Source organism: Pseudoclavibacter sp. RFBI5, assembly GCF_002931395.1.
Taxonomy (GTDB): Bacteria; Actinomycetota; Actinomycetes; order Actinomycetales; family Microbacteriaceae; genus Pseudoclavibacter.
This window is the reverse complement of record NZ_PSYA01000006.1, coordinates 60,237-86,713: the sequence shown is the minus strand read 5'-3', so window position 1 is coordinate 86,713 and position 26,477 is coordinate 60,237. Positions and strand designations below refer to the sequence as shown.

The window sequence follows — 26,477 nt, the reverse complement described above, 5'->3', positions numbered from 1 at the left end:
GCCCGAGCGACGCCCCGAATGACGAGCTCGAGCGCGACGGCGCGCGAACGCCGCCCGGCGAAGGGCGCCCGCCGCGGCACCCCCGCCTGGGTGCCGTTCGCGTACCTCGCGCCCGCGTTCCTCCTCTACGGCACGTTCCTGCTGTTCCCGCTCGGCCGTGCCGTGCAGTTCTCGTTCTTCGAGTGGGACGGGCTGGGCGCATCCACCTTCGTCGGGTTCGACAACTACGTGCAGATCGTGCAGGACGAGCGGCTGCGGGAGGCGTTCGGGCACGCGTTCGTGCTGATCTTCTTCTACTCGATCCTGCCGCTCGCGGTGGGCCTCATGCTCGCGGCGATCCTCACGCGGGCGCGGGTGCGGGGCCTCGGCTTCTTCCGCACGCTCATCTTCCTGCCGCAGGTCATCGCGATGGTCGTCGTCGCGGTCACGTGGCGGCAGATCTACGCGCCGGACGGGCCCCTCAACGGGCTGCTGCGCCTCGTCGGGCTGGAGAGCTGGACGCGGGCGTGGCTCGGCGACTACACCTTCACGCTGCCGGCCGTCGGGCTCATCGGCTCGTGGGTGTCGCTCGGCCTCGTGACCGTGCTGCTCATGGCTGGGATGAGCCGCGTGCCGAAGGAGCTCTACGAGGCGGCCAGGCTCGACGGCGCGGGCCCGGTGCGCGAGTTCTTCTCGATCACGCTGCCCTCGGTGCGGGGCGAGATCACGGTGGCGCTGACGCTCACGATCGTCGCGGCGCTCAAGACCTTCGACCTCATCTACGTCACCACGAGCGGCGGTCCTGGCACGTCCACGACGGTGCCCAGCTTCGAGGTGTACCGACGCGCGTTCGAGCTCGGGGAGGTCGGGGCCGCGACGGCCGTGGGCGCCGTGCTCACCCTCATCGTGTTCGCCATCAACTTCGTCGTGAACCGGATCGGGGACCGCGCATGAACGTCTCCGTGTTCGAGAAGATCGCGAACTACCTGATCCTCGGCGTCTTCGGGCTGGTCATCCTCGGCCCGATCAGCGTCATCGTCACGCTCGCGTTCGGGCCAGAGAACGCGAGCGTCGCGCAGGAAGGGCGCGTCTTCCACTGGGAGAACTTCCCCACGGCGTGGGAGGTCGCGCGGTTCGGGCAGTACATGCTGACCTCGGTCGTCGTCGCGGTCATCGTGGTCGTCGTCGCGGTGCTCGCGTCGATCCTCGCGGGCTACGCGCTCGGCACCATGAAGTTCCGCGGCGCGACGCCCATCTTCTACCTCTTCCTGCTCGGCATCATGGTGCCGACCGAGGCGTTCATCGTGCCCCTCTACTTCGACCTGCGCACCGTCGGCCTCACGAACACGGTGTGGGGTGTCGCGTTCCCGCAGATCGCCATGTCGATCGCGTTCGGCACGTTCTGGATGCGCACCTACTTCCGCTCCTCCAGCCAGGCGCTCATCGACGCGGCCAAGCTCGACGGGGCTGGCTCCATGCGCATCCTGTGGCAGGTGCTCGTCCCCATCGGCCGGCCAGCCATCCTGACGCTCGTGCTGCTGACGTTCATGTGGACCTGGAACGAGTTCCTCATCCCCCTCGTCATGTCGCCGAACGGCAGCGTGCGCACCGCGCCCCTCGGCCTGGCCTTCTTCCAGGGGCAGTACACGCAGGGCACCGCGCTGCTCGCGGCGGGCGCCATCATGGTCGCGCTGCCCGTCGTCGTGCTCTACATCTTCCTGCAGCGGCACTTCATCCAGGGGATGCTCGAGGGGGCGGTCAGGGAGTAGCTGGGCGGCGTGCGCCTGGCACGTCCCGAGTCGGCTCGCCGGTGTAGTCGGCGAGGAGGGGCGGGGGCAGCGGCCCCTTGATGCGCTGGCCTGCCTGCTTCTCCTCCCACGCATGGGCGAGGATCCCCACGGAGCGGGAGAGCACGAACAGGCCCCTCGCGAGCTCCGGCTCGACGCCGAGTTCCGCGTAGACGATCGCGGAGATGCCGTCGATGTTCATGGGGATGCGCCGCTCCCCCCGTTCCAGGGCTCGCTCCACCGCGAGCCCGGCGGCAAGGTGCCTCCCGGAGATATCTCCCGCGGCAAGCGCGTCCTCCACGAGCGTCAGGAGCGGGTCCCGCCGCGGGTCGCGGGGGTGGAAGCGGTGCCCGAAGCCCGGCACGAACACGCCCCGGCTCTTGTGGTCGGCGATCGCCTCGCGGGCGAGCTGATCCAGCGGGACGCCCTCGGTCTCGTGCCGCTCGACGAGGTCGTTCAGCAGCTGCACGCACTGCTGGCCCGCGCCACCATGGGTATCCCCGAGGACGTTCACGCCGTTGGCGACGGCCGAGTTGAGGCCGACGCCGCACGTGGCGGCCATGCGTGCGCTCGCGATGGAGGGCGCCTGCGGGCCGTGATCGACGCTCGCGACGAGGGTCGCCTCGAGGAGGTTCGAGACCGTCGCGCTCGGCAGGCTCCCCGTCGTGAGCAGCCAGATCGTGCTCACGAAGCCGACGTTGCCGATGACCTGCTCGATCGGATACCCCCGCAGCTCGATCTCCCCCGGGGCGATCCGGGTCACGCTTGTGCTCCACCACGCCGTGGTGTCGGCGACGGTGGGCTGGTCGGCGGGACTGGCGCTGCTGGTCATACGGCTCGCTCCTCGTGGAATGCTCGGATCTGCGCGGCGTCGTAGCCGAGCTCGCCCAGGATCTCGTCGGTGTGCTGCCCGAGACCCGGAGGCGGCATGGTCGGTGCGCTCGGGCGGTCGTCGAGGCGGATGCCGTTGCCAAGCACCCGCAGCGTCTCCCCCTCTCGTCCCGGGAACGGGAGGTCGTGCACGAGCTCACGGTCGACGATCTGCGGGCTCTCGAGCATCTCGGGAACCGTGAGCACCGCCGCCGCCGGCACTCCCGCCGCCGAGAGCCGCTCCTCCCAGTAGGCCGTGTCCTCGGCGCCAAGGGCCGCTTCGATCTCGCTCGTGAGCTCGGCCCTGAATCGCTTGCGGTCCTCCCGGTCGCGGAAGCGGGCATCCGCCGCCAGCTCCGGGCGCCCGATGACCCGCGTCAGAGCTTCGAACTGCTCCTGCTTGTTCGCGGCGATGTTGAGCGCCCCGCTTGCCGTCTGGAAGGTGCCGGACGGCGCGGCAGTGCCGTTGTCGTTGCCGAGCGCTCGGGGCACCTGGCCGGCCACGAGGTGGTTGGAGACGACCCAGCCCATGGCGGTCACGGCGGTCTCCAGCATCGACACGTCGATGCTGGATCCCTCGCCCGTGCGCTCGCGCCCGTGCAGTGCCGAGGTGATGGCGAACGCGGCCGCGAGCCCGCCGAGCGTGTCGGCGATGGGGTAGCCGGCTCGGAGCGGGGAGGTCTCCGGCGTGCCGGTGACGCTCATCATGCCCGAGCCGCCCTGGATGATCTGGTCGTAGGCGGGCTTCGATCGGAGCGGCCCCGTCTGCCCGAATCCGGAGATCGCGCAGTACACGAGGCGTGGGTTGATGGCGCGCAGCTCCTCCCAGCCGAAGCCGAGACGCGCGAGCACCCCCGGTCGGAAGTTCTCGCAGAGCACGTCGGCCTCGGCGACCAGGCGGCGCATGACCTCCTTGCCCCCGTCCGACTTCAGGTCGAGGGTGATCGATCGCTTCTGGGCGTTCTGCGCCAGGAACGAGACCCCCATCAGCTCGCTGTTCAGCTCCGAGTCGGACCCGAGGGTCCGTGCGAGGTCTCCCCCCTTCGGCACCTCGACCTTGATGACCTCGGCCCCCATGAGGGCCAGCTGGTAGCACGCGTACGGCCCGGCGAGGACGTTGGTCATGTCGAGCACGCGCACTCCCGCGAGGGGTCCCGATGTCTTGTCCGTCAAACCGTGACTTCCTTTCTGGTGGCGAGCTTCGCGCGGATGACGCGCACGATGACGAACGCCACCGTGATCGCGAGAACGGAGTAGAGGGTGATGGTGATGGGGCTGTCGATCAGCACGCTCGGGTCGCCCTCGCTGACCGCCATCGCGCGGCGGAACTCCGTCTCGGCGAGCGGCCCGAGGATGATCGCGATGAGCATCGGAGCGACCGGCAGCCCGTAGCGCCGCATCGTGAAGCCGATGAGGCCGATGACGACGACGAGCACGAGGTCGAGGATCTTGCCGCTCGTGGCGTAGACGCCGAGCATCGCGAAGAGCGTGATGCTCGCGTAGAGGTAGTGACGCGGGATCTTGAGCAGCTTCGCCCAGAGCGGGGCAAAGGGCAGGTTCAGGATGAGGAGCACGACCATGCCGATGAAGAAGCTCGCGAGGAGCGCCCAGACGAGCTCGCTCGACCGCTCGAAGAGCAGCGGCCCTGGCTGCAGGCCGTACTGCCGGAAGGCGGCGAGCAGGATCGCGGCGGTCGCCGAGGTCGGCAGTCCGAGCGCGAGCAGCGCGCCCATCGCGGTTCCGGCGGTCGCGTTGCCAGCGGCCTCCGGGCCTGCGACGCCCTGGATGGCGCCGAGGCCGAACATGGGCTTCTTCCGGCGCTTGTCGAGCCTGCGCTCGGTCCCGTAGGCGAGGAACGTGGGCACCTCGGCGCCGCCGACGGGGATGATGCCGAACGGAATCCCGATCGCGGTGCCGCGGAGCCATGCGGGCATCGCCTGGCGAAGCTCGCGGAGGGACAGCCAGAGGCGCCCCTTCGACTGGATGAGCCCCGTGTCGTCGGAGTAGCCGCGTCGGCCGGCGACCGCGAAGACCTCGCCGAGGGCCAGGAGTCCGACGGTGATGACGACGATGTCGATGCCGTCGAACAGCTCCGGGATGCCGGCCGTGTAGCGCGAGGCGCCCGAGATGGAGTCGATGCCGACGACCGAGATCGCGAGGCCGAGCACGAGGGCGGCGAGGCCGCGGATGATCGACTGCGTCACGACGGCGGAGATGGCGATGAAGGCGAACACGGCGAGCGCGAGGTACTCGGCGGGGCCGAACAGGGTCGCGAGCTCGGCGAGGCGGGGCGCGAAGAAGACCACGAGGATCGACGCCAGGATGCCGCCGATGAACGCGCCGATGGCCGACGTCGCCAGCGCCTGCGCCGCTCGACCGTTCTTGGCCATGATGTGGCCCTCGATGGAGCCCGCGATGGCCGTGCTGTTGCCCGGGGTGTTCATGAGGATACCGGCGATGGAGTCGCCGAAGAGTCCGCCGAAGAGGACACCCGCGAACATGATGAACGCACCGATGGGGTCGAGGGAGAAGGTGACGGGGAGCAGGAGGGCGACGGCCATCGCGGACCCGAGGCCGGGCAGGACGCCGACGGCGGTGCCGAGCACGGCGCCGATGAGCACCCACAGCATGTTGATGGGGGTGAGGACCGTCAGGAACCCCTCCCCGAGATTGGCGAGCGTATCCATCAGAGGACTCCTACGAAGATGCCGGGGGGCAGGTTGAGGCCCAGCCCGATCGAGAACGCGATCTGCACGATGGAGGACATCGCGAGGGCGAGGAAGATGTCGAAGAACGGACGCCGGCTTCCGAGCGCCCGGGAGATGCCCCAGAAGAGGAAGGCTCCGGAGAGCAGCCAGCCGAGCGGGGTGAGCGCCGCGATGAACACGATGGTCGTGCCGAGGGCGCCGAGGAGCGAGCGCACGTTGGTGCGGGGGCGGATGTGCTCGGCCTGCAGCTCGCGGTCCTGGGCGACGGCGAGCTCGTCGAGGTCGTAGTCGGGATCCTCCTCGATCACTCGCCGCTCTCCGCGCAGCTCGGCCTGGTCGGGTTCGGCGACGCGCTCCGGCTCCGGGTTGCGGATCACGTCGATGGCCAGCAGCACCGCGATCACGAAGACCGCGACCGTGACGATGGCCGGGAAGACCTGCGGCCCTGGCTGCGAGACGTTGCCGGGAACGTCCATGGTGATCGTGCCGATGGTGAGGCCGATGCCGGTCAGCGTGAGGATGCCGGGCACGACGAGGCCCGTTCGGCGACGCCACCAGCCTGGCCTGGAGGTGGTGTCGTGCTGCGTCCACGCGGAGGTGGGGATGACGCCGGTCATAGTCCGAGCTCCTCGATGATCTGGTCGACTCTCGCCTGGTCTTCCTCGATGAACGCGGCGAAGTCGTCTCCCGTGAGGAGGGCCGGCTCCCAGCTGTTGCGCTCGAGGGTGTCCTGCCACTCCGGCGTCGCGGCCATCTCCTCGAAGATGGCGACGAGCTGGTCTCGTTCGGCCTCCGTGATGCCGGGAGGCGCGACGATGCCTCGCCAGTTCGGGAGGTGCACGTCCACGCCCTGGTCGATGAGCGTCGGGACGTCGATGCCGTCGATAGGCTCCTCGGCGGAGACGGCGAGGGCACGGAGGTTGCCCGCCTCGATCTGGTCGCTGAACTCGTTGTAGCCGCTGACCCCGATCGCGACGGTGTTGGAGAGCAGCGACGTGAGCACCTCTCCGCCGCCCGCGTAGGAGACGTAGTTGATGTCGCCCGGGTCGATGCCGGCTTCCTCGGCGACGAGTCCGGCGAGGAGGTGGTCGGTCCCGCCGACGCCTCCCCCGCCGATCGCGACGGAGTGCGGGTTCTGCTTCCAGTCGGCGATGAAGTCGTCGAGCGTCTCGTACGGCGAGTTCGCGGGGACGATGAAGACCTCGTAGTCCTCGGCGAGGCGCGCGATGGGGGTCGTGTCCGACAGGTCGACGGTCGACTTGTTGACGTTGATGGCGCCCATCATGACCGTGCCGGTCATCATGAGGTTGGTCGGGTCGGCGCCGAGGCCGACGAACTGGGAGAGGCCGATCGTGCCGCCAGCTCCTGGCACGTTGACGACCTGCACGTTGTTCACGATGCCGCCGGCCCGGAGCGCCTGCTGCGATTCCCTGGCCGCGAGGTCCCAGCCGCCGCCCGGGGCGGAGGGCGACATGAAGGTCAGTTTGGTGCTGGGGTCGGTCCCCGTCGTCGACTGGCTCGCGTCGAACGCGGCCACTCCGACGAGCACCATGGTCGCGGCGATGCCCACCGCGCCCATGAGCTTCCGTTTTGCTGTCACGATCACTCCCTTGTGATTGACTGTCCACACAGCGGACATATCTGTCCACCAGATGGTACGCTAGTGTGACCGGGCAAGCAAACGATCCGAAGCCGGAGACCCCATGACAAGCGCCGACGACGCACCAGCCCAGCGGTCAGAACCGGGCGGCATCCGCGCCGTGAGCCGAGCCCTCGATGTCCTCGACTGCTTCGAGAACGAAGGCCAGTCGCTCGCCATCGCCGACATCGTCCGCCGCTGCGAGCTCCCGCGAACGACCGTGCTGCGCCTCGTCGACACCCTGGTGGGCGAGCGGATGCTGCAGCTCCTCCCCGACGGACGCGTGAGCGTGGGCCCCCGCATGATCCGCTGGGGAGCATTCGCGAAGGCAGCCTGGTCGGCTCCGGCCCCAACACTGGAGCGCCTCCGCGAGCTCGCCGAGCAGACGGGCGAGACGGTGAGCCTCTACGTCCGCCGCGACCTCAAGCGCGTCGCCATCGCCCAGGCCCCCGGGCGACACACCATCCGCCACGTGGTCCAGGTCGGCGACGAGCTCCCGATCTGGCGGGGCGCCGCATCCACGACGCTCCTCAGCGGCGAGCGCCCGGAGATGCTCGACGCCGTGCTCGCGAAGCTCGACGCAGACCCGGTTATCGACGTCGACACCGCCGCCCTCCGACACCGGGTCGACGAGATCCGCGAGCGGGGCTGGGGACTCAGCCACGGCGAGCGGGAGTCCGGCAACAGCGGCCTGGCGATGCTCGTCCCCGAGAACCCCGAGCGACCGCACCTGCAACCCGTCGTCGTCGTGCTCGGCGGGCCCACCGCGAGATTCGTCGACGCGCGCATCCCCGAGTTCGTCGACGCGCTGCGCGCCTGCGTGCGCGACGTGCCGCGCACCGGACTGCCCCCGGCACTCGAGTGAAGAGGGGCGCGGCCGAAGACGGCCAGCGCCGCGAGCGGAGCAGGACCAGGACCAGGACCAGGACCGAGAGCAAGACTCTGAGCAGGACCTCGAGCAGGACTGTGAACCGACGAAGGAGACGGTGCGATGAGCGCAACGGTGTTCGTGACGGCCCCTCGCCTCGGCGAGTCGGGGGTGCATGCCCTCGCCGAGTCCGGCAGCAGGGTGATCTACCTGCCTGAAGGTGGCGGGCGGGCTGAGGTCGAGGAGATCCTGGCGCGCGAAGCGGTCGACGCCGTGATCTCCCGCACCGTCGAGCTGTCGGCAAAGGCGATCGAGTCGTGCCCGTCGCTTCGAGTCATCACGAAGCACGGCGTCGGCGTCGGCAACATCGACGTCGAAGCCGCGACTCGGCGCGGCATCCCGGTGCTCACCACACCGGGCGCGAACGCCCAGTCCGTCGCCGAGCTCACGATCGCGCTCATGTTCACCGCCGCCCGCAGAGTGTCCTGGATGGACGCGGAGATCCGGCAGGGCCGCTGGAGCCGAGCGCAGGACGGGCGGCAGCTGGCCGGCGCAACGCTTGGCCTCGTCGGGGCAGGACAGATCGGGCAGCGGGTCGCCCGCACCGCGACGGCGACGGGCATGCGCGTACTGGCCTTCGATCCCGGGCTCGGCCTCGACGCGCCCATCCCCGAGCTCACGATGGTCGGCACCCTCGAGGAACTGCTCGGCCAGGCCGACGTGCTGAGCCTCCATGTGCCACTCAACGAGCGCACGCGCGGCCTCATCGGGGCCGCCCAGCTCGCCCTGCTGCCGGCAGACGCCATCGTGCTGAACACGGCGCGGGGCGAGATCGTCGACGAGCCAGCCCTCGTCGACGCGCTCCGCAGCGGACGGCTCTTCGCCGCGGGCCTCGACACCACCTGGTCTGAGCCCATCGAGCAGGACAACCCGCTGCTCGCCTGCCCGAACGTCGTCATCACGCCGCATGTCGGCGGCTCGACCCCTGCGGCACTCGAGGCGATGGCGCTGGCGGCCGCCCACAACGTGCTCGACTACCTCGACGGCGCCATCCCGGACGCGCGCTCCTGCGCGAACCCCACCACCCTCTCGCCCGAACGGAGCACCGCATGACCCAGCAGGAACCCACCGAAGCACCCGCCTGGCCGACCGGCTACTTCATCGGCGAGCGCGCGCCAGAGCTGCCGGCTGCGCTGATCGACGCGTTCCGCGCCATCCCGGTCGCCGTCGCCGGCGACTGCCTCGGACGCTCCGTGGGAGCGCTCGGCCTCACCGCCTACCACGGCGACGCCCCCCTCTCGGGGCAGGCCGTGACCGTGAAGATCCGACCGGGCGACAACCTCATGATCCACAAAGCCATGATGGACGCCCACCCCGGCGATGTCATCGTGATCGAGGGCGGCGGCGACCTCAGCCAGGCGGTCATCGGCGGGCTCATCCGCACGACAGCGCTCGCGAAGGGCCTCGGCGGCTTCGTCCTCGACGGAGCCCTGCGCGACGTCGCCGAGTGGCGGGAAGGCGGCATGCCAGCCTACGCACTCGGGCACACGCACCGCGGCCCCACGAAGGACGGCCCCGGCCAGATCAACGTGCCCGTCTCGATCGCGGGCCTCGTCGTGAACCCGGGCGACCTCATCCTCGGCGACCTCGACGGGGTGCTCGCCGTCCCGGCGCAGCGGGCGGAGTCGCTGCTGCACGACGCGCGTCGGCACCTGGAGCGGGAGGCCCGCATCCGCAAGCACAACGAGGACGGCACCTCCGACCCAGAGCGGTTCAACGCGCTCCTGCGCCAGAAGGGCCTCCCCGTCTGACCCGGTGCGCCCCCGACTGCCCCGCGAGGGGGCTTGTCAAGCGCCGCGGCCTCCCATGTGCGCCCGCGTACAGTGATCCGTCGGTCGCCGCGGCACCCCTGAGCCGCGGCAGAAGAGAGGCTCCCCCCCGTGCGACGGTTCGACTGTGATGTGTGCGAGAACGAGGTCTTCTTCGACTCGGTGACCTGCGAGCGATGCTCGTCCAAGCTGGGCTACGTGCTCGGTCTCGACGACGTGCTCGTCGAAGGGAGCACAGCCGCGACGGACGCCGGCCTGCGGCGCTGCAGCAACGCCGAGCTCGCCGGATGCACGTGGTTGACCGCGCAGGCCGGCGGGCTCTGCGAGAGCTGCCAGCTCACCCGCACCCGCCCCAGCGACGCCGACGCGAAGGGCCTGCGCCTCTTCCCGATCGCGGAGGAGTCGAAGCGGCACCTGGTGCGCGACCTCACCCGCCTCGGGTTCGCGACGCGCCCCAAGGAGAGCGGCGAGCCCGCCACGGTCGGCCAGACGCCCGTCTTCGACCTGCTGTCGAGCGTGTCGGAGAGCGTCACGATCGGCCACGCCAACGGCGTCATCACGATCGACCTCGCGGAGGGCGACGACAGCTACCGCGAGCAGGTCCGGCAGCGCCTCGCCGAGCCGTACCGCACCATGCTGGGGCACTTCCGCCACGAGAGCGGCCACTACTACGAGTGGCAGCTCGTCGAGCAGACGTCCCGCATCGACGAGGCCAGGGAGCTGTTCGGCGACGAGCGCGCGGACTACCAGGCCGAGATCGACCGCCACTACGAGGAGGGCCCGCCGGAGAACTGGCGCAGCGACTACCTCAGCAGCTACGCGACGATGCACCCGTACGAGGACTTCGCGGAGACCTGGGCGCACTACCTGCACATCCAGGACACCCTCGAGACGGCCGTCGCGTTCGAGCTGCTGCCCGCGCCGGAGGCGGGCGCGTCCGCCCGCGACGTGGTCGTCAACAGCTGGATGCCGTTCGCGACCGCCATGAACGTCGTCAACCGCTCGCTCGGGCAGCGCGACCTCTACCCGTTCGTCCTGCCGGACAAGGTCATCGAGAAGCTCGCGTTCGTGCACTCGCTGCGCGACCCCGCGAGCACGTCGGGCTCGGCCGGCTGACGCATCCGCCCCGCCGCCGCCGCCACCGCCGCCACCGCCACCGCCGAGAGCGCCGACGCCGATAGCGCCGTCGCCGAATGGGTCACTTTCACCCCATTTCGGCGGCCCTTACGGGGTGAAAGCGACCCATTCGGCGACGATCGCGGCGAGCGGGCGGGCCTTCGAAGCCCCTGCCGAGCAGGTCCGTGTCCTCGCGAGCGCGACGAACGGAGGCCCGGACGGTCTCATCGGCGCTCATCGACGGTCATCGAGGCATTTCGGCGCACCTCGATGTAAGCGCCGAGTCGTGTCGGCGCAGCGACGCGGCGCTCAGCGGGTGATGGCGAGCTGGCCGATCGCGGTCACGGGGGCGACGCGGCCGTCGGACAGCTCGTACTGGCAGCCGACGATGCTCAGCGCGCCGCTCGCGACGGCGTCGCTGATGACACGCGAGCTGCGCACGAGCGAGTTGATGGTCGAGTACAGGTGGCGGCGGCCGACGGCTTCCACGTCGATCTGCGCCTCGTCGACGTACGGGGTCGACTGGTCGCTCGTGAACCACTCCTCCTGCACGGAGGGCTGGATGCGCGCGAGCTCGTCCTTGATGGCGGGCGTCACGTCGCGCGGGTGCGCCGTGGTCTGGTTGATGGCGGCCTTCACCGCGCCGCAGGAGCCGTGCGCGAGCACCACGATGAGGGCCACGCCGAGCTCGGCGACGGCGAACTCCATGGTCGCGGTCGTGTTCTCGTTCGCGATCTGCCCCATGTTGCGGGCGACGAAGAGGTCACCGAGGCCGCAGTCGAAGAGGATCTCGGCGGCGACACGCGAGTCGGAGCAGCCGAGGAACGCGGCGTTCGGCGCCTGGCTGCCCGAGATCTCGGTGCGGCGCGCCGCGCTCTGCTGCGGGTGGAGGAGATCGCCCTTGATGAAGCGCTCGTTGCCCTGGACGAGGTCGTCCCACGCTTCCTGGGGAGTGACTCTTGCTGCCGTCATCGTTGCTCCTTCGTGCTGAAACCTGTGACTGCCGACGCGCATCCGGTGCCGGATGCGCGTGCCCCGTTCAAGGGCGCGGCGCCGTCCAAGCGTACTCACCCCCGAGACGTCCCTCTGCGCCGACTGGGACGCCCGGAGTCGACGCGCCACAGCGGATTCGATCGCGAACGTCCGCGGCCGGCCGGAAAATGTGAGAACGTCAGTTCCCAAGATCAGGGTTGATGGGAGGTGGCGCATGCGACGAGGGCACAACCTGCTGGCCGTCGGCGACTACAACCAGGCCGTCATCCTCGACTTCATCCGCCGGGCCCCGGACGGGGTGAGCCGCGTCGAGGTCGCCCAGGCCAGCGGCCTCTCGGCCCAGACCGTGTCGAACGTCACCCGCCGCCTCATCGACGGGGGCCTCGTCCGGGAGGGCGAGCGCCTCATCACCGGGCCGGGCAAACCCCGCACCAGGCTGCGCCTCGACGCGACGAGCCGCTACGCCGTCGGCGTGCACCTCGACCCGACCGTCATCACCTACGCGGTCCTCGACCTCGCGGGTGCCGTCGTCGTCGACCACCGCACGCGCACCCCCACCGAGCCGGACCCCGGCGTCGTCATCGCCGACATGACGAGGGAGATCGCCGCGATCCTCGAGCGCGCCGGGATCCCCCGCGACCGGGTGCTCGGCGTTGGCATCGCGGCCCCCGGCCCGCTCGACTCGGCGCGCGGCGTGGTGCTCGACCCGCCCATGCTCGACGGCTGGGAGTCGGTGCCGCTGCGCGACGCCCTCAGCGAGGCCACCGGGTTCCCCGTGGTGCTCGAGAAGGACGTCACCGCCGCGGCCGTCGCCGAGCTCTGGCTCGACTCCGGCCCCCGCCGCGACAACTTCGCGTTCCTCTACTACGGCACCGGCATCGGCATCGGTCTCGTCGTCAACCACGAGGTGCTCCGCGGCGCGAGCGACAACGCCGGCGACCTCGGACACATCATGGTGCAGGCGGATGGCCCCGTCTGCTCGTGCGGTCGCCGCGGCTGCGTCGGCGAGCTCGTCGTCCCGCACCGCCTCGTGAAGCACGCCATCCGCATCGGCGCGCTCCCGGGCGAGGAGAGCGTCGACCGGTCCGACTTCGACGAGGTCGACCGGCTCTTCACGGAGTTCGCGGCGGCCGCCGTCCGCGGCGAGCCCCGCTCGATGGAGGTCATCGAGGCCGCGGCGACGCAGATCGCGCGCGCCCTCGTGAGCCTCATCAACCTGCTCGACATCGACACCGTCGTCTGCGGCGGGCCGTTCTGGCGCCGCATCGAGCCAGCGCTGCGCTCGCGCATCGAGGAGCTCGTCAACGCTGACGCGGCCCTCATCCCCCACCACCCGATCTTCGTCCCGAACTCCACGATCGGCGAGGACGTCGCCGCCGTCGGCGCCGGCTGCCTCGTGCTCGACCAGACCCTCGCGCCCCACACGTCGGCGCTCCTGATCTCGCGCTGAGCGCTGCCGGGTCGCACTCAGCTCGCACGTCCAGCTCACGCACCGGCCGCACGTCCCGAGGCCGTTCACCCGTGCCGTCGTCCGTGCGGTCAGCCTGCCGCCAGCCTGCCGTGAACCCTCCCAGCCCCGGCCGCCGCGTGGTGGCAAGAAGCTCTTGACATGAGTTAGTCCAATCGGTTTACTTATGGCAGGCCGAAGGCGCGACACCGATGTCGAGCCGCACGGAGAACGGTCGTGGAGCAAGGGAGCACCATGAAAAATCGCACACTCGGGGTCGTGGCACTCGCCGCCGCCTCTGTGCTCGCACTGTCCGCCTGCGCGGGCGGCGACTCGGGCGGAGGCGACTCGAACACCATCAAGGTCGCCTACCAGAAGTTCGGGCAGTTCACCCAGATGGACGACCACATGCAGAAGGTCAAGGCCGAGTACGAAGCGGCCAACGAGGGAATGACCGTCGAGCTCATCCCGATCGAGGCGCAGGAAGCCGACTACTTCGCGAAGCTCGCCCTCATGAACCGCTCCCCCGCCACCGCGCCGGACGTCATGTACGAGGACACCTTCATGGTCAAGACCGACGTCGAGGCCGGATACCTCGCCCCGCTCGACGACTACGTCGCGAACTGGGCCGACTGGGAGCAGTTCCCCGAGAACGCCCGCCAGGCCGGACTCGGCGACGACGGCAAGGTGTACGGCATCCCGATGGGCACCGACACGCGCGCCCTCTGGTACAACCAGGACATCCTGAAGGCCGCCGGCGTGCAGGTGCCGTGGGAGCCGAAGACCTGGGACGACATCATCGCGGCCGCGGAAGCCGTGAAGGCACACGACCCCAACATCCGCCCCTTCAACATCTACTCGGGCAAGGCCATGTCAGAAGGCGCCTCGATGCAGGGCTTCCAGATGCTCCTCACCGGCACCGAGGACGAGCTCTTCAACACCGACGAGCAGAAGTGGGTCACGGGCTCGCAGGGCTTCATCGACTCGCTCTCCTTCGTCGGCGACATCTACCAGGGCGGCCTCGGACCGACCCCGCAGGAGGCGCTCGACAAGAACGTCGGCACCAGCATCAACACCGAATGGATCCCGAACGGGCAGCTCGCGATGAGCCTCGACGGCTCCTGGGTGAGCGGCACCTGGCTCGACTCCGGCTCGAAGCCGTGGCCGGAATGGTCGGACGTCATGCAGGTCACGCCGATGCCGACGCAGGACGGCCAGGACCCGGGCGTCACGAGCATGTCCGGTGGATGGACCCTCGCCATGGGCGCAGGGACCAAGAACCCGGACGCGGCCTGGGACTTCATCAGCCTCGCCCTTAACCAGGAGAACGCGCTGAGCTACGACGTGGCAGCAAGCCAGGTGCCGGTGCGCACCGACGTCGCCGAAGCCCCCGAGTACACGGACGCCAACCCGACGTTCGGCTTCTTCGCGGACCTCGTGCCCGACACGAACTTCCGCCCAGCGAACTCCGACTACTCGCAGGTCTCCGCCGCGATCACGGTCGCCATGGAAGCCGTCATGACGGGTCAGCAGACACCAGAGGAAGCCGCCGCCGCCTACGACAAGGCCGTCATCGGCATCGTCGGCGAAGAGAACACGACGTCGGCGTCGAGCTGATGACCGCCACCCTCTCCCCCGTCTCGGGAGCGCCCCGCGCTCCCGAGACGGGGCGGCCCGCCCCCAGGAAGCGGAAGGCGCTGCAGCGGGTCACCCGCGGCGTGCCGCTGATCCCAGCGGTCGGCCTCCTCGCCGTCTTCCTCCTCGGGCCCGTCATCTCGTCGTTCTACGGCTCGTTCACCAACTCCACGCTGAGCGGCGTCGGCGCCTCGAGCGCGGAGTTCGTCGGGTTCCAGAACTACCTCGACCTCTTCGCGAGCCCCGACTTCCCGAAGTCCGTGCTCATCACGCTCATCTTCCTCGTCGCCTCCGCGATCCTGGGGCAGAACGTGCTCGGTCTCGGCCTCGCCGTGCTCATGCAGTCGTCGAACAGGTTCGTGCGCAGCACCGTGAGCACCATCGTCGTGACCGCCTGGGTGCTGCCGGAGATCGTCGCCGCGTTCGCGGCCTACGCGTTCTTCAGCGATGCGGGCACGCTCAACACGATGCTCGCCGCGATCGGCATCACCGGCCCCAACTGGCTCTACACGCTCCCCCTGCTGAGCGTGATCCTCGCCAACACGTGGCGCGGCACCGCCTTCTCGATGCTCGTCTACCGGGCAGCCCTCAACGACGTCCCGCCTGAGATCACCGAGGCGGCCGAGGTCGACGGCGCGAGAGGCTGGCAGCGCTTCACGCTCATCACGCTGCCCATGATCCGCCGCAGCATCTCGACGAACCTCATGCTCACGACCCTGCAGACGCTCTCGGTCTTCGCGCTCATCTTCGTGATGACCAATGGCGGACCGGGCACCGACAGCACGACCCTGCCGCTGCTCGCCTACCAGGAGGCGTTCCGCTTCGGCCAGCTCGGCTTCGGCACCGCCATCGCCACGATGCTGCTGCTTGTCGGCGCGCTGTTCTCGGTCGCCTACATCAGGGCGCTCAAACCGGAGGTGGACTGATCATGTCAACCAACACGTCCGTGTCCGCGGCTGACCCCGCCGTCACGACCAGGTCCATCGCGACGGGCAGCCACCACGTCGAGACGAGCATGGCGGCCCCTCGGGGTCGCGCGATGCGCTGGTTCGCGAACATCGTGCTCAGCGTCATCGGCGTCATCTTCCTGCTCCCCCTCGTCTGGCTCCTCCTGGCGTCGTTCGACTCGACCGCGACCCTGTCCGTGAAGTGGCCCGAAGCCCCGTCGCTCGACAACTTCCTCGCCGTCCTCACCCCGGAGATCTCCCTCGTCCCGCTCTGGAACAGCCTCGTGCTGTCCGGCGGATGCGCGATCGTCACGGTGCTCGCGGCGATCCTCGCCGCGTATCCGCTCTCCCGCTACAAGTCGCGCATCAACAAGCCGTTCCTGTACGGGGTGCTGTTCGGGACCTGCCTGCCGATCACCGCGATGATGGTGCCCGTCTACGCCCTGTTCGTGGCGTTCAACCTCATCGACAACATGTTCGGCACCATCCTGTTCCTCGCCGCGACCTCGCTGCCCATGGCGATCTGGATGATGAAGAACTTCATGGACTCGGTGCCCGTCTCCCTCGAGGAGGCGGCCTGGACGGACGGCGCCTCGGCCATGGCGACCCTGCGGCTCATCGTCGTGCCGCTCATGCGCCCCGGCATCGCCGTCGTGTTCATCTTCGTGTTCATCCAGACGTGGGGGAACTTCTTCATCCCCTTCATCCTGCTGCTGAGCCCCGACAAGCTGCCCGCCGCGGTGAGCATCTTCTCGTTCTTCGGCCAGTACGGCGCGGTCGCCTACGGCCAGCTCGCCGCGTTCTCGCTCCTCTACTCCCTGCCGGTCCTGGCGCTGTACGTGCTCGTGTCCCGCCTCGGCGGCGGCTCGTTCGCGCTCGCCGGCGCCGTCAAGGGCTGACCTACGACTTCCACCTCTTCCTCCAACGCAGAAAGGCGCTCCATGCCTGACCCCACGCAGTTCGTCGACCTCCGCATCCGCCGGTTCGTGTCCGAACGACTCACCCCGGCCATCTACCGCGAGCGCGAGCAGCTCACCGTCACCTCCTGGGACGTTCCGGGCGAGCCCGTGCCGTTCGCAGAGGCGGTCACCCAGCAGTTCACGCCCTTCCGGGTCGGTGACGAGTGGAGCCGGCCATGGGGAACCACGTGGTTCCACATCACCGGCACCGTCCCAGCCGACTGGGAGATGACGGATGCACGCGTCGAGGTGCTCGTCGACCTCGGCTTCGTGAGCGGCCACCCGGGCTTCCAGGCCGAGGGCCTCGTCTGGACCCCAGAAGGCCACATCCTGAAGGCCATCGAGCCCCGCAACACGGCGGTGCCGCTGAAGATCGGTCCAGGCGACCGCATCGACCTCTACATCGAGGCGGCGTCGAACCCGGACGTGCAGGGCGAGTCGGTCTACGCGCCCACCCCCATGGGCGACCTCGCCACCTCCGGCGATGCCCCCATCTACCGCACCCGGGTGCTCGACATCGGTCTGCGCGACGTGCCCGTGTGGGAGCTGGCGCAGGACGTGTGGACCCTCGACGGTCTGTGGCGCGAGCTCGGCGAGGAGACGCCAAGGCGTGCGGAGATCCTCCGCGGGCTCGAGCGCCTCATCGATACCCTCGACCCCGACGACATCTCCGGCACGGCGAAGGCCGGCCGCGAGGTGCTCGCTCCCCTGCTCGCCTCCCCCGCCTACGCGAGCGCCCACCACGTGGTCGCCGTCGGCCACGCGCACATCGACTCGGCCTGGCTGTGGCCGGTGCGCGAGACGATCCGCAAGTGCGCGCGCACCTTCTCCAACGTGCTCTCGCTCATGGACGAGAACGACGACTTCCTCTTCGCCTGCTCGTCGGCGCAGCAGTTCGCGTGGATGAAGGAGTACTACCCAGACCTGTTCGAGCGCATCAAGGTGCGAGTCCTCGAGGGGCGCTTCGTGCCCGTCGGCGGCATGTGGGTGGAGTCGGACACGAACCTGCCGGGCGGCGAGGCCATGGCCCGCCAGTTCGTGGCGGGCAAGGGCTTCTTCATCCGCGAGTTCGGCATCGAGCCGCCCGAGGTGTGGCTGCCCGACTCCTTCGGCTACTCGGCCGCGCTCCCCCAGATCGTCAAGGCCGCCGGCTCGAAGTACTTCCTCACGCAGAAGCCGTCGTGGAACGAGACGAACGTCATGCCGCACCACACCTTCAACTGGGAGGGCATCGACGGCTCGCAGGTGTTCACGCATTTCCCGCCCGTCGCCACCTACAACTCGGTGCTCTCGCAGGAGGAGCTGCACAAGGCGCAGCGCGACTACAAGGAGAAGGGCGAAGCCAACTCCTCGCTCGTGCCGTTCGGCTACGGCAACGGCGGCGGCGGCCCGACCCGCGAGATGATCGCGGCGGCCGAGCGCACCCGCGACCTCGAGGGCTCGCCGACGGTCGAGATGACGAGCCCGCAGGCGTTCTTCGAGCAGGCCGAGGCCGAGCTCGAGCAGCCGCCCGTCTGGTCCGGCGAGATCTACCTCGAGTTCCACCGTGGCACCTACACGTCGCAGGCGCGCACGAAGCGCGGCAACCGCCGCAGCGAGCACCTGCTGCGCGAGGCGGAGCTGTGGGCGACCGCGGCGGCGATCCGCACGGGCGCTGCGTACCCGTACGCGGAGCTCGAGTCGGCCTGGCAGACGGTGCTCCTGCAGCAGTTCCACGACATCCTTCCCGGCTCCTCCATCGCCTGGGTGCACCAGGTCGCCGAGGAGCACTACGAGCGGGTCGCGGGCGAGCTCGAGACGCTCATCTCGTCGGCGCTCGGCTCGCTGACGGGCGCCGGAGAGACGGCGCTTTTCGCGAACGCCGGACCGTACGCGGTGGACGGCGTGCCGGCGCTCGGTGGTGGCGCATCCGGTGCCGCCTCGCACGGTGCCCCGGTGACACTCACGCGCTCCGGCGACACCCTGGTGCTCGACAACTCGCTGGTGCGCGTGACGATCGACGCCGACGGTCTCGTGTCGTCGCTCTTCGACATCGCCGCGGATCGCGAGCTGGTTCCGGCCGGCGAGCGCGCCGCCGAGCTGTGGATCTACCGCGACACCCCAGCCCAGTGGGATGCGTGGGACATCGACGTGCACTACCAGCGCCACGGCCGCCCGATCCGCTCGGTCGACTCGATCGAGGTCGTCTCGGAGGACGCGGACCGGGTCGTCGTGCGTGTGTCGCGCTCGCACGGCTCGAGCACCTTCGTGCAGGAGCTGTCGCTGAGCGCCGGGCGTCCGACGCTCGACCTGACGACGGATGTCGACTGGCACGAGCGCCAGAAGCTCCTCAAGCTGGCGTTCCCCCTGGATGTGCACGCGGAGCGGTCGTCGTCCGAGATCCAGTTCGGGCACGTCAACCGCCCCATCCACCGCAACACGTCGTGGGACGTCGCACGGTTCGAGACGAGCGCACACCGTTGGGTGCACGTCGGGGAGACCGGCTACGGGGTCGCCGTCGCGAATGACTCGACGTACGGGCACGACGTGACCCGCACGACCCGCGAATCCGGTGGCACGACCACCCTCGTGCGGGAGTCGCTGCTGCGGGCTCCCACCTTCCCGGACCCGCACGCCGACCAGGGCCGGCACGTGCTCCGCACCTCGGTGCGAGTGGGTGCGGATGTGCTGGACGCGGCCGCCGAGGGCTACCGGCTCAACGTCGCACCGCGCGCCGTGACCGGAGCCGCTGCGATCGAGCCGCTGCTGACGGTCGACGACCCGGCCGTCGTGGTGGAGGCCGTGAAGCTGGCGGAAGACCAGAGCGGCGACGTCGTCGTCCGCCTGTATGAGGCTCGCGGTGCGAAGGCTCGGGCGACGGTGACGCCCGGGTTCGCGTTCGAGTCGGTCGCTGAGACCGATCTGCTCGAACGTGACGTCGACCAGACGGCGATCGTGGATGCCGAGGGGGCCCTGGCCCTGTCGGTGCGCCCGTTCCAGCTGGTCACGCTCCGCTTCCGTGGGGTGTCGGCGCTGCGCTGACAACTGGGGAGACCGGGCGGGCAGACTGCGCTGCCTGCCCGGTCGGACGCTGTGGCGAACCGCACCCGCGGACTCCTGGGTGCCGGTTCGCCACAGCTGTGTCTGCGGGTACCTGCGTCTGCGGGCGCCTGCGTCTGCGGGCGCCCCCGCGCTCCTCGGGCTCTCTCGCGCTGTCGGCCTTCCTCTCGCGCTGTCGGCCTTCCTCTCGCTTCCTTTCGCGCTCCCCCACTGTCCCGGCGCCAAGGTTGTGGGTAAGTGCGCTCGCGAAGCACCGCAACCGCACTTGGCCACACCGCTGCTGTCAAAGGCGGCCGCTCGGATTCCCGTGCCGCTCGGGACCCTCCGCTCGGGCTCCTGGCGTCTCGGGCCCCTGCCGATCGGCTCCCGGCGTCTCGGGCCCCTACCGATCGGCTCCCGGCTTCTCGGGCCCCCTGCCGATCGGCTCCCGGCTTCTCGCCCCTCGAGCTCTCCCGCTCAGTCTCTCTCAGCCCCTCCCTCGCAGCCTCCTTCGCGGCCCCTCGCTCGCTGTCCCGGCGCCAAGGTTGTGGGTAAGTGCGCTCGCGAAGCACCGCAACCGCACTTCGCCACACCGCTGCCGCCAAAGCCGGCCGCTCGGATTCCCGTGCCGCTCGGAGCCCGCAGCATCCCGGTTCTTCCCAGCGGGACCGGCGTTAGATGGATGGCGGAGCGCGCAGCCCCGACGCGCGCAGGAATGAGCGACGATGCCCACCTTCACGAACATCCATCACCTCGCGGTGACCGTCCGCGACCTCGAGACGAGCGTCGCCTTCTACGAGCAGGTCTTCGGCTTCGCCCCGGCGACCGAGATCGACGACGAATCGCTGCACCGCAAGCTGTTCGCGCTGCCGGGCGGCACGAACCTCGGACTCACGCAGCACGACGGCGGCACCGACGGGGCGAGTGGCGGAGGGTTCTCGCCGTTCTCGCCGGGACTCGATCACATCGGGCTCACCGTCGAGAGCCGCGATGAGCTCGAGGCGTGGGCAAGCCACCTGAGCGAGCACGGTATCGAACACAGCGGCATCGTCGAGGCGGCGTATGGCTACGCGCTGAGCTTCAAGGACCCCGACCAGATCGCGCTGGAGTTCTTCGTCTCGAAGTAGGTGCCGCGCTAGCGCCTCCGGCCACAGCTCCCCCGCACAGAGTTGTGGCTTGGTGCACCTGCTGAGCACCGCAACCGCACCCAGCCACAACGCTGCGAGCATCCTGCACCACTGCGCGCCGGGCACCACCGCAGAGTTGTGGCAAAACGCGCCTTGGGGGCTCCGCGACCGCACCAAGCCACAACGCTGCGCACGGGGACACGCACTCGCCCGCGCAACGCGCGCCCGAGCAGGCATCGAAGCCGACTCACCCCGCGCCGCCCCCAAAGTTGTGGCAAAACGCTCCTTGGGAGCTCCGCAACCGCACCCAGCCACAACCCTGCACACCTCCTGCACCACTGCGCGCCGGACACCACCGCAGAATTGTGGGCAAACGCTCCTCGCAAGCACCGCAACAGCACCAAGCCACAACCCTGCGCACGGGGACACGCACTCGCCCGCCCAACGCGTGCCCGCACCGCCGCGCCCCGGCGCCATCGCAGAGTTGTGGGGAAGTGCTCCTTGGGGGCTCCGCGACCGCACCAAGCCACAACACTGTGTACGTCCCGGCACGCGCCGACCGACACGCACCGGACCAGGCATCGGACCAGGCGCCGAGGCCGGCTCACCCCGCGCGGTCGCGCACCAGACCGGACGCCACACCCGCTCACCCCGCTCACCCAGTGGCACCGCAGAGTTGTGGCAAAACGCTCCTTGGGGGCTCCGCGACCGCACCAAGCCACAACCCTGCGCGCGTCCCGGCGCGTCCCGGCTTGCACCAGCGGGCGCCAGCGCACTCAGGAGGGCAGCAACATCGAGAGGGTGAGGCTCCAGACGCAGATGAAGGCGAGCATCCCGAGGCTGTAGCCGATGGAGCTGCGGAGGATCTCTCCCTCGCGGCCCGAGAGACCGACTGCGCCCGCGGCGATGGCGATCGACTGCGGCGAGATGACCTTCGCCGTCGTGCCGCCTGCCGTGTTGGCGGCGACGAGCAGCGAGGGCGCGACGCCGATGCGTCCGGCCGTCGCGACCTGCAGGGGCCCGAAGAGCGTGTTGTTGTTGACGACCGATCCGGTGAGGAACACGCCGAGCCACCCGATGATGGGCGCGAGGAGCGGGAAGACGGGGCCGACGGCGGCGAGCGCGCTCCCGATGCTCGCGGAGCCGCCCGAGTAGTTCGCGATGTTCGCGAGCACGAGGATGAGCGCGATGAGCACCAGCGCCTGCCAGAGCTCGCGGAACGTGGCGGCGAGCTGCCCCCACAGGTCTGCGGCCTTGAGGCTCGGCGTCGTGAGGAACGACACGACGACGGCGAGCAGGATGGCGGTGCCGGTGGCGCTGATGGGGGCGAAGTCCCAGGTGGTCGCGACGGGGTCACCGCTCGAGAGCGCGATCTCGCCGGTGAGGCCCGGAATCGGGAACTTGATGACCGCGGCGGCAAGCGGCCCGTCGACGGCGAAGAGCTGCTTGAACGCGGGGATGCTCCACACGAGGATGAGGCCCGTGAGGATGTAGAAGGGGCTCCAGGCGACCGCGATCTCGCGCACGCTGTGACGTTCCACGGCCGGCGCCTCCCCTCCGCCTTCGCGGAAGATGCGTTTCGGCTGCCAGACGCGGCCGAACACGAAGAGCGCGAGCATCGCCGCGAGGCCCGACCCGAGGTCGGCGAGTTCCGGCCCGAGGAACCACAGCACGGACGCCTGCACGCCGCTGAAGACGACGCTCACGACGAGGGTCGCCGGCCAGGTCTCGCGGAGGCCGCGCCAGCCGTCGAGGATCATGACGAGCAGGAACGGCACGAGGAATGTGAGGGGCTGCAGGAGCAGCGTCATCATGCGGGACATCTCGAGCACCTCGACGCCGGCCACCTGCGCGCCGACGATCACGGGGATGCCGATCGCGCCGTATGCTCCCGCCGCGACGTTCGCGACGAGGGACAGCATGGCGGCCTTCACCGGCTTGAAGCCGAGCTGCACGAGGAGGGCCGCGCAGATCGCGATCGGCACCCCGAAGCCCGCCGCGCCCTCGAGGAACGCGCCGAACGCGAAGCTGATGAGCAGCACCTGGATGCGCTGGTCCGGCGAGATGCCCGAGATGGAGGCGCGGATCACGTCGAAGCGTCCGCTCGCGACGGCGAGGCGATACAGCCAGACGGCCATGACGATGATGTATGCGATGGGCCAGATGGCGGTGAGGACGCCGAGGAGCCCCGACCCTGCGACGGCGGTCCCCGGCATCCCGAACGCGACGAGCGCCACGAGGATCTCGGCGACGACGGCGATGCTGGCGGCGAGGATGCCCTTCATCTTGAGCGCCGTGAGGCAGATGAAGAAGATGGCGATCGGGATCACGGCGACGAGCGCCGACAACCAGGGATTTCCGAACGGGTCGATGTCCTGCATCCACATGAGAAGCTCCGTCCATCGTGAGCTCGAGAGCGCTGGGGAGCGTGCGCTGAGCTCTGCTCGTCACAGTAGCGGGCATGGGTCTCGCGGGGCGAGCGTTTCACCGGCGAAGTGCCGCCCGATCTGCTGCCGCCGCCTCGGCCCCGGCCTCTGCGTTCGCCGGATTCGCCGCGCCCCGCGCTGAGCTGTCACCGCATCCGCCGTTTCGCTCGGCGCCACTGCGACAGACTGCTCTCATGACGCGAATCGTGGCAGTTCTCGGAGACATCACCGAGCAGGCCGTCGACGCGGTCGTGAACGCGGCGAACAACGGGATGCGCGGGGGCGGCGGGGTCGACGGCGCCATCCACCGTGCGGGCGGGCCCGCGGTACTGCGCGACTGCGTAGCCAGGTTCCCGGACGGCCTTGCGACCGGGGATGCCGGATATACGACCGCCGGGGAGCTGCCAGCACGATGGGTCATCCACACCGTCGGGCCCGACTACGGCTCGGGCCAGCGCGACCGCACGCTGCTCACCTCCTGCTACCGGCGCTCGCTCGAGGTCGCCGACGAGCTCGGCGCCACCTCTGTCGCCTTCCCTCTCGTCAGCGCCGGCATCTACGCCTGGCCGCTCGAGGACGCGATCGCCGCCGCCATCGACACCATCTCGGGCTCGGGGTCGCAGGTCGAGGAAGCGCGCATCGTCGTGCGCGACCCCGAGGTCCTCGCCCGAGTGGAGCGCGAGCTTCGCGATCGCGCCGCTGACGCCTGACGCCCTTCCCGGCCAGGCGGGTCAGAACTCGAGCGTGCCCGCCATCCGCTCCCCCGCGACCTCGACCCAGTCGAGGGTCTCGTCCATGGCGCGCTGGCCGGAGCCGGCGAGCTCCGACAAGGACACGATGCTGACCCCGTCCCGCGCAAGCACCGCCCGCTCCTCGGCGCCAAGGCCCACACGGCCAGCGATCACCCCGAAGCGTGCGCCTTCCTCCTGCGCGAGCCTGCGCACGAGCGAGGGGACCTTGCCTGCCTCGGACTGCGCGTCGAAGCTGCCCTCCCCGGTGATGACGAGGTCGGCCCCGCGCAGCAGCTCCCGCAGGCCGACCGCCTCGGCGACCGCCACGGCGCCCGCCGAGACTTCCGCGCCGACCGCGAGCAGGCCGAATCCCGTGCCGCCAGCCGCACCGGCACCCGGATGCGCCGCGAGCGCGAGGACATCGCCGCTCGCCTCCGGCGCCCCGTCGAGCACCTGCGCGAGCCGCGTGAGCCCGGCCTCGAGCAGGGGAACATCGTCGGCGGATGCGCCCTTCTGCGGCCCGAACACGGCGGCGGCCCCGGCCACCCCGAAGAGCGGATTCACGACATCGGTCAGCGCGACAAGGCCGTCGGCGGGGAGCCGGACGAGCCCGGAGATATCGACGCTCTCGAGCGAGTGCAGTCCGCGATTCCCGAGCGGGATGTCAGCGCCAGCGGCGTCGAGGAACCGCACGCCGAGCGCCGACAGCATCCCCGCGCCGCCGTCGGTCGACGCACTGCTTCCCAGCCCGACGAGCACCCGCCTCGCGCCGTGCTCCGCCGCGAACCTGATCGCCTGACCGAGCCCGATGGTCGACGCTCGGGCGCACGACTCGCGGTCCACCCCGTCGAGCAGCGCGATGCCGCTCGTCTCCGCCAGCTCGACGACCCAGGTGCCGTCCGGGAGCTCCACGAGCTCAGCGTCAACGGGGGCGCCGAGCGGCCCCTCGACGCGCACCGATGCCACTCGCGCGCCTGGAACCGAGCCGGCGATGGCCGCGGTCGTCCCCTCGCCGCCATCGGCCATCGGCACCTCCACGCACTCGTCCCCGGGCCTGGCGCGAAGCCAGCCCCGCCTGATCGCCGCGGCGACCTCGGCCGCCGAAGCGGTGCCCTTGAACGAATCCGGTGCGATGACGGTGCGGCGCTGCATGCCCCCAACCTACCGACCGGAACGCGCCCGAGGAAAGCGTTTCCCGCTAGGCTCCAGATATTCAGGGCGGCGCGCACCGTCGCGCGCCGGGGAGGAGACACGTGAGTCGACACGGAAACCACGTCACGCTCGGCGAGGTCGCGCAGGCGGCCGGCGTCTCGATCGCAACCGCCTCGCGCGCCATCAACGGCAGCGCTGGCAGGCGCGTGAACGAGGAGATCAAGAAGCGCGTCCAGGAGACCGCCGACCGGCTCGGCTACTCACCCAACCTGAGCGCGCAGGCCGTCGCGAGGGGCGCTTCCTCGACCATCGCCGTGGTCGTGAGCGACATCGCCGACCCGTACTTCAGCGCCATCGCGGCGGGCGTCATGCGCGGCGCCGAGGAAGCCAACCTCATCGTGACCATCGCCGCGGCAGAGCGGAGCGTCACGAACGAGCTCGAGATCGTGCGCACCCTGCGCGGGCAGCGCCCCCGCGCCATCATCCTCACCGGGTCCCGGCGCATCGACGACCCGCAGCAGGCGGCCCTCGAAGAGCAGCTGCTCGCGTACGACGCCTCCGGCGGGCGAGTCGTGCTCGTCGCCCAGGCCCCTTCCCCCTTCGACGTCGTCGAGCTCCGCAACCGCGACGGCGCGCAGGAGCTCGCTCGTCAGCTCGTGAACCAGGGCGGCCGGAGGTTCGGGATCATCACGGGGCCCCTGGAGCTGCTCACCAACCGAGACCGAGTGGATGGCTTCACCGAGGGGCTCGCGGAGTCGGACCTCGGCATCGACGACGACGCCGTCATCTCCACCTCCTTCACCCGCGACGGCGGCTACGAGGCGCTGCGCACGCTCCTCTCCCGCTTCCCGGACACCGACACCATCTTCGCGACCAGCGACCTCATGGCCACGGGCGTCCTCACCGCCCTCCGGGACCTCGGCAAGGAACCCGGCCGCGACGTGTCCGTCGCCGGCTTCGACGACATCGCGCTCGTGCGCGACGTGACCCCTCCCCTCACGACCGTCGTCGCACCCCTGAGCGACATGGGCTACCGCGCCGTGCGCCTCGCCCTCGCGGAGCGCGGCAAGGACGGCCCCGTCGTGCTGCCCGTCAACACGGCCGTCGTCATCCGCGAGAGCACTCCGCGCCGCGGCTGACCCGTTCGCCAAGGCGTCCGCGACGCCACCGGTGACACCACCCGCGAGATCTCCCGCGAAACTCCCCGCGAGACCTCCCTCGACTAGGCCCGCAGACCAGGCCCAGG

General features: G+C 70.1%; 22 protein-coding genes. 14 read left to right on the top strand and 8 right to left on the bottom strand.

Annotated elements, in window-relative coordinates; translation table 11 throughout:
- The first annotated feature begins 18 nt into the window (after positions 1 to 18).
- Positions 19 to 933 carry a carbohydrate ABC transporter permease gene (locus C5E06_RS04910; RefSeq protein ID WP_104240578.1) on the top strand — a complete coding sequence of 305 codons (915 nt, stop codon included), beginning with the start codon at positions 19 to 21 and terminating at the stop codon, positions 931 to 933.
- Positions 930 to 1,748: a carbohydrate ABC transporter permease gene (locus C5E06_RS04905; protein WP_104306176.1), complete on the top strand. Its 819-nt coding sequence runs from the start codon at positions 930 to 932 to the stop codon at positions 1,746 to 1,748. The genes C5E06_RS04910 and C5E06_RS04905 overlap by 4 nt, the downstream gene beginning before the upstream one ends.
- Here C5E06_RS04905 and C5E06_RS04900 read toward each other — a convergent pair.
- From C5E06_RS04900 to C5E06_RS04880, 5 genes are read right to left on the bottom strand one after another with little or no spacing between them, the layout of a single operon-like run.
- A complete protein-coding gene (locus C5E06_RS04900; RefSeq protein ID WP_104240576.1) occupies positions 1,738 to 2,598 on the bottom strand; it encodes a citryl-CoA lyase in 861 nt (286 codons plus the stop codon). The two genes, C5E06_RS04905 and C5E06_RS04900, sit on opposite strands and share 11 nt — an antisense overlap.
- Positions 2,595 to 3,809 (bottom strand): CaiB/BaiF CoA-transferase family protein, encoded by a 1,215-nt coding sequence (locus tag C5E06_RS04895; RefSeq protein ID WP_258067501.1) that lies wholly within the window; start codon positions 3,807 to 3,809, stop codon positions 2,595 to 2,597. Before C5E06_RS04895 ends, C5E06_RS04900 begins: the two co-directional genes overlap by 4 nt.
- Positions 3,806 to 5,323, bottom strand: coding sequence for a tripartite tricarboxylate transporter permease (locus C5E06_RS04890; RefSeq protein ID WP_104240575.1), 1,518 nt, complete (start codon positions 5,321 to 5,323; stop codon positions 3,806 to 3,808). Before C5E06_RS04890 ends, C5E06_RS04895 begins: the two co-directional genes overlap by 4 nt.
- The gene (locus C5E06_RS04885) at positions 5,323 to 5,961 is read right to left on the bottom strand and encodes a tripartite tricarboxylate transporter TctB family protein (protein WP_104240574.1); all 639 of its coding nucleotides are present in this window, start codon (positions 5,959 to 5,961) and stop codon (positions 5,323 to 5,325) included. Before C5E06_RS04885 ends, C5E06_RS04890 begins: the two co-directional genes overlap by 1 nt.
- Positions 5,958 to 6,944 (bottom strand): tripartite tricarboxylate transporter substrate binding protein, encoded by a 987-nt coding sequence (locus tag C5E06_RS04880; RefSeq protein ID WP_258063047.1) that lies wholly within the window; start codon positions 6,942 to 6,944, stop codon positions 5,958 to 5,960. Before C5E06_RS04880 ends, C5E06_RS04885 begins: the two co-directional genes overlap by 4 nt.
- A gap of 103 nt (positions 6,945 to 7,047) precedes the next feature.
- Here C5E06_RS04880 and C5E06_RS04875 point away from each other — a divergent pair, with 103 nt between their 5' ends.
- The 4 genes from C5E06_RS04875 (at position 7,048) to C5E06_RS04860 (ending at position 10,796) form a co-directional block, all read left to right on the top strand.
- The gene (locus tag C5E06_RS04875; RefSeq protein ID WP_104240572.1) at positions 7,048 to 7,848 is read left to right on the top strand and encodes an IclR family transcriptional regulator; all 801 of its coding nucleotides are present in this window, start codon (positions 7,048 to 7,050) and stop codon (positions 7,846 to 7,848) included.
- 126 nt (positions 7,849 to 7,974) lie between these two features.
- Positions 7,975 to 8,964 carry a hydroxyacid dehydrogenase gene (locus C5E06_RS04870; protein ID WP_104306175.1) on the top strand — a complete coding sequence of 330 codons (990 nt, stop codon included), beginning with the start codon at positions 7,975 to 7,977 and terminating at the stop codon, positions 8,962 to 8,964.
- The gene (locus C5E06_RS04865) at positions 8,961 to 9,662 is read left to right on the top strand and encodes an RraA family protein (protein WP_104306174.1); all 702 of its coding nucleotides are present in this window, start codon (positions 8,961 to 8,963) and stop codon (positions 9,660 to 9,662) included. The genes C5E06_RS04870 and C5E06_RS04865 overlap by 4 nt, the downstream gene beginning before the upstream one ends.
- Positions 9,663 to 9,791: 129 nt before the next feature.
- The gene (locus C5E06_RS04860) at positions 9,792 to 10,796 is read left to right on the top strand and encodes a putative zinc-binding metallopeptidase (protein WP_104306173.1); all 1,005 of its coding nucleotides are present in this window, start codon (positions 9,792 to 9,794) and stop codon (positions 10,794 to 10,796) included.
- 309 nt (positions 10,797 to 11,105) lie between these two features.
- On the opposite strand, the gene C5E06_RS04855 is transcribed toward C5E06_RS04860, so the two are convergent.
- Positions 11,106 to 11,768, bottom strand: coding sequence for a carbonic anhydrase (locus tag C5E06_RS04855; protein ID WP_104240568.1), 663 nt, complete (start codon positions 11,766 to 11,768; stop codon positions 11,106 to 11,108).
- 235 nt (positions 11,769 to 12,003) lie between these two features.
- Here C5E06_RS04855 and C5E06_RS04850 point away from each other — a divergent pair, with 235 nt between their 5' ends.
- The 6 genes from C5E06_RS04850 to C5E06_RS04825 all read left to right on the top strand — a co-directional run bounded on the left by C5E06_RS04850 (position 12,004) and on the right by C5E06_RS04825 (position 20,922).
- Positions 12,004 to 13,239, top strand: a complete 1,236-nt coding sequence (locus C5E06_RS04850; protein WP_104240567.1) for an ROK family transcriptional regulator — start codon at positions 12,004 to 12,006, stop codon at positions 13,237 to 13,239.
- A gap of 252 nt (positions 13,240 to 13,491) precedes the next feature.
- Positions 13,492 to 14,853: an extracellular solute-binding protein gene (locus C5E06_RS04845; protein ID WP_104240566.1), complete on the top strand. Its 1,362-nt coding sequence runs from the start codon at positions 13,492 to 13,494 to the stop codon at positions 14,851 to 14,853.
- The gene (locus tag C5E06_RS04840) at positions 14,853 to 15,797 is read left to right on the top strand and encodes a carbohydrate ABC transporter permease (protein ID WP_104306172.1); all 945 of its coding nucleotides are present in this window, start codon (positions 14,853 to 14,855) and stop codon (positions 15,795 to 15,797) included. The genes C5E06_RS04845 and C5E06_RS04840 overlap by 1 nt, the downstream gene beginning before the upstream one ends.
- Positions 15,798 to 15,886: 89 nt before the next feature.
- Complete coding sequence (locus C5E06_RS04835; protein WP_104306190.1) at positions 15,887 to 16,717, top strand: carbohydrate ABC transporter permease; 831 nt, start codon at positions 15,887 to 15,889, stop codon at positions 16,715 to 16,717.
- Between the two features lie 42 nt (positions 16,718 to 16,759).
- Entirely contained in the window at positions 16,760 to 19,798 is a 3,039-nt protein-coding gene (locus C5E06_RS04830) for a glycoside hydrolase family 38 C-terminal domain-containing protein (protein ID WP_104306171.1), read from the top strand.
- A 722-nt stretch (positions 19,799 to 20,520) separates the two neighbouring features.
- A complete protein-coding gene (locus tag C5E06_RS04825; protein WP_104240563.1) occupies positions 20,521 to 20,922 on the top strand; it encodes a VOC family protein in 402 nt (133 codons plus the stop codon).
- A 776-nt stretch (positions 20,923 to 21,698) separates the two neighbouring features.
- On the opposite strand, the gene C5E06_RS04820 is transcribed toward C5E06_RS04825, so the two are convergent.
- Complete coding sequence (locus C5E06_RS04820) at positions 21,699 to 23,309, bottom strand: L-lactate permease (RefSeq protein WP_104306170.1); 1,611 nt, start codon at positions 23,307 to 23,309, stop codon at positions 21,699 to 21,701.
- Between the two features lie 233 nt (positions 23,310 to 23,542).
- Here C5E06_RS04820 and C5E06_RS04815 point away from each other — a divergent pair, with 233 nt between their 5' ends.
- Complete coding sequence (locus tag C5E06_RS04815) at positions 23,543 to 24,058, top strand: O-acetyl-ADP-ribose deacetylase (RefSeq protein ID WP_104306169.1); 516 nt, start codon at positions 23,543 to 23,545, stop codon at positions 24,056 to 24,058.
- A 21-nt stretch (positions 24,059 to 24,079) separates the two neighbouring features.
- On the opposite strand, the gene C5E06_RS04810 is transcribed toward C5E06_RS04815, so the two are convergent.
- A complete protein-coding gene (locus tag C5E06_RS04810) occupies positions 24,080 to 25,231 on the bottom strand; it encodes a glycerate kinase (RefSeq protein WP_104306168.1) in 1,152 nt (383 codons plus the stop codon).
- A gap of 101 nt (positions 25,232 to 25,332) precedes the next feature.
- Between C5E06_RS04810 and C5E06_RS04805 the strand changes: the two genes are divergently transcribed.
- A complete protein-coding gene (locus tag C5E06_RS04805; RefSeq protein WP_104298433.1) occupies positions 25,333 to 26,370 on the top strand; it encodes a LacI family DNA-binding transcriptional regulator in 1,038 nt (345 codons plus the stop codon).
- The last annotated feature ends 107 nt before the right edge of the window (positions 26,371 to 26,477 follow it).

Coding starts and splice junctions, on each gene's coding strand:
- C5E06_RS04910 (WP_104240578.1), top strand. CDS start 19: ATGACGAGCTCGAGCGCGACGGCGCGCGAACGCCGCCCGGCGAAGGGC.
- C5E06_RS04905 (WP_104306176.1), top strand. CDS start 930: ATGAACGTCTCCGTGTTCGAGAAGATCGCGAACTACCTGATCCTCGGC.
- C5E06_RS04900 (WP_104240576.1), bottom strand. CDS start 2,598: ATGACCAGCAGCGCCAGTCCCGCCGACCAGCCCACCGTCGCCGACACC.
- C5E06_RS04890 (WP_104240575.1), bottom strand. CDS start 5,323: ATGGATACGCTCGCCAATCTCGGGGAGGGGTTCCTGACGGTCCTCACC.
- C5E06_RS04885 (WP_104240574.1), bottom strand. CDS start 5,961: ATGACCGGCGTCATCCCCACCTCCGCGTGGACGCAGCACGACACCACC.
- C5E06_RS04875 (WP_104240572.1), top strand. CDS start 7,048: ATGACAAGCGCCGACGACGCACCAGCCCAGCGGTCAGAACCGGGCGGC.
- C5E06_RS04870 (WP_104306175.1), top strand. CDS start 7,975: ATGAGCGCAACGGTGTTCGTGACGGCCCCTCGCCTCGGCGAGTCGGGG.
- C5E06_RS04865 (WP_104306174.1), top strand. CDS start 8,961: ATGACCCAGCAGGAACCCACCGAAGCACCCGCCTGGCCGACCGGCTAC.
- C5E06_RS04855 (WP_104240568.1), bottom strand. CDS start 11,768: ATGACGGCAGCAAGAGTCACTCCCCAGGAAGCGTGGGACGACCTCGTC.
- C5E06_RS04850 (WP_104240567.1), top strand. CDS start 12,004: ATGCGACGAGGGCACAACCTGCTGGCCGTCGGCGACTACAACCAGGCC.
- C5E06_RS04845 (WP_104240566.1), top strand. CDS start 13,492: ATGAAAAATCGCACACTCGGGGTCGTGGCACTCGCCGCCGCCTCTGTG.
- C5E06_RS04840 (WP_104306172.1), top strand. CDS start 14,853: ATGACCGCCACCCTCTCCCCCGTCTCGGGAGCGCCCCGCGCTCCCGAG.
- C5E06_RS04835 (WP_104306190.1), top strand. CDS start 15,887: ATGGCGGCCCCTCGGGGTCGCGCGATGCGCTGGTTCGCGAACATCGTG.
- C5E06_RS04830 (WP_104306171.1), top strand. CDS start 16,760: ATGCCTGACCCCACGCAGTTCGTCGACCTCCGCATCCGCCGGTTCGTG.
- C5E06_RS04825 (WP_104240563.1), top strand. CDS start 20,521: ATGCCCACCTTCACGAACATCCATCACCTCGCGGTGACCGTCCGCGAC.
- C5E06_RS04820 (WP_104306170.1), bottom strand. CDS start 23,309: ATGTGGATGCAGGACATCGACCCGTTCGGAAATCCCTGGTTGTCGGCG.
- C5E06_RS04815 (WP_104306169.1), top strand. CDS start 23,543: ATGACGCGAATCGTGGCAGTTCTCGGAGACATCACCGAGCAGGCCGTC.
- C5E06_RS04810 (WP_104306168.1), bottom strand. CDS start 25,231: ATGCAGCGCCGCACCGTCATCGCACCGGATTCGTTCAAGGGCACCGCT.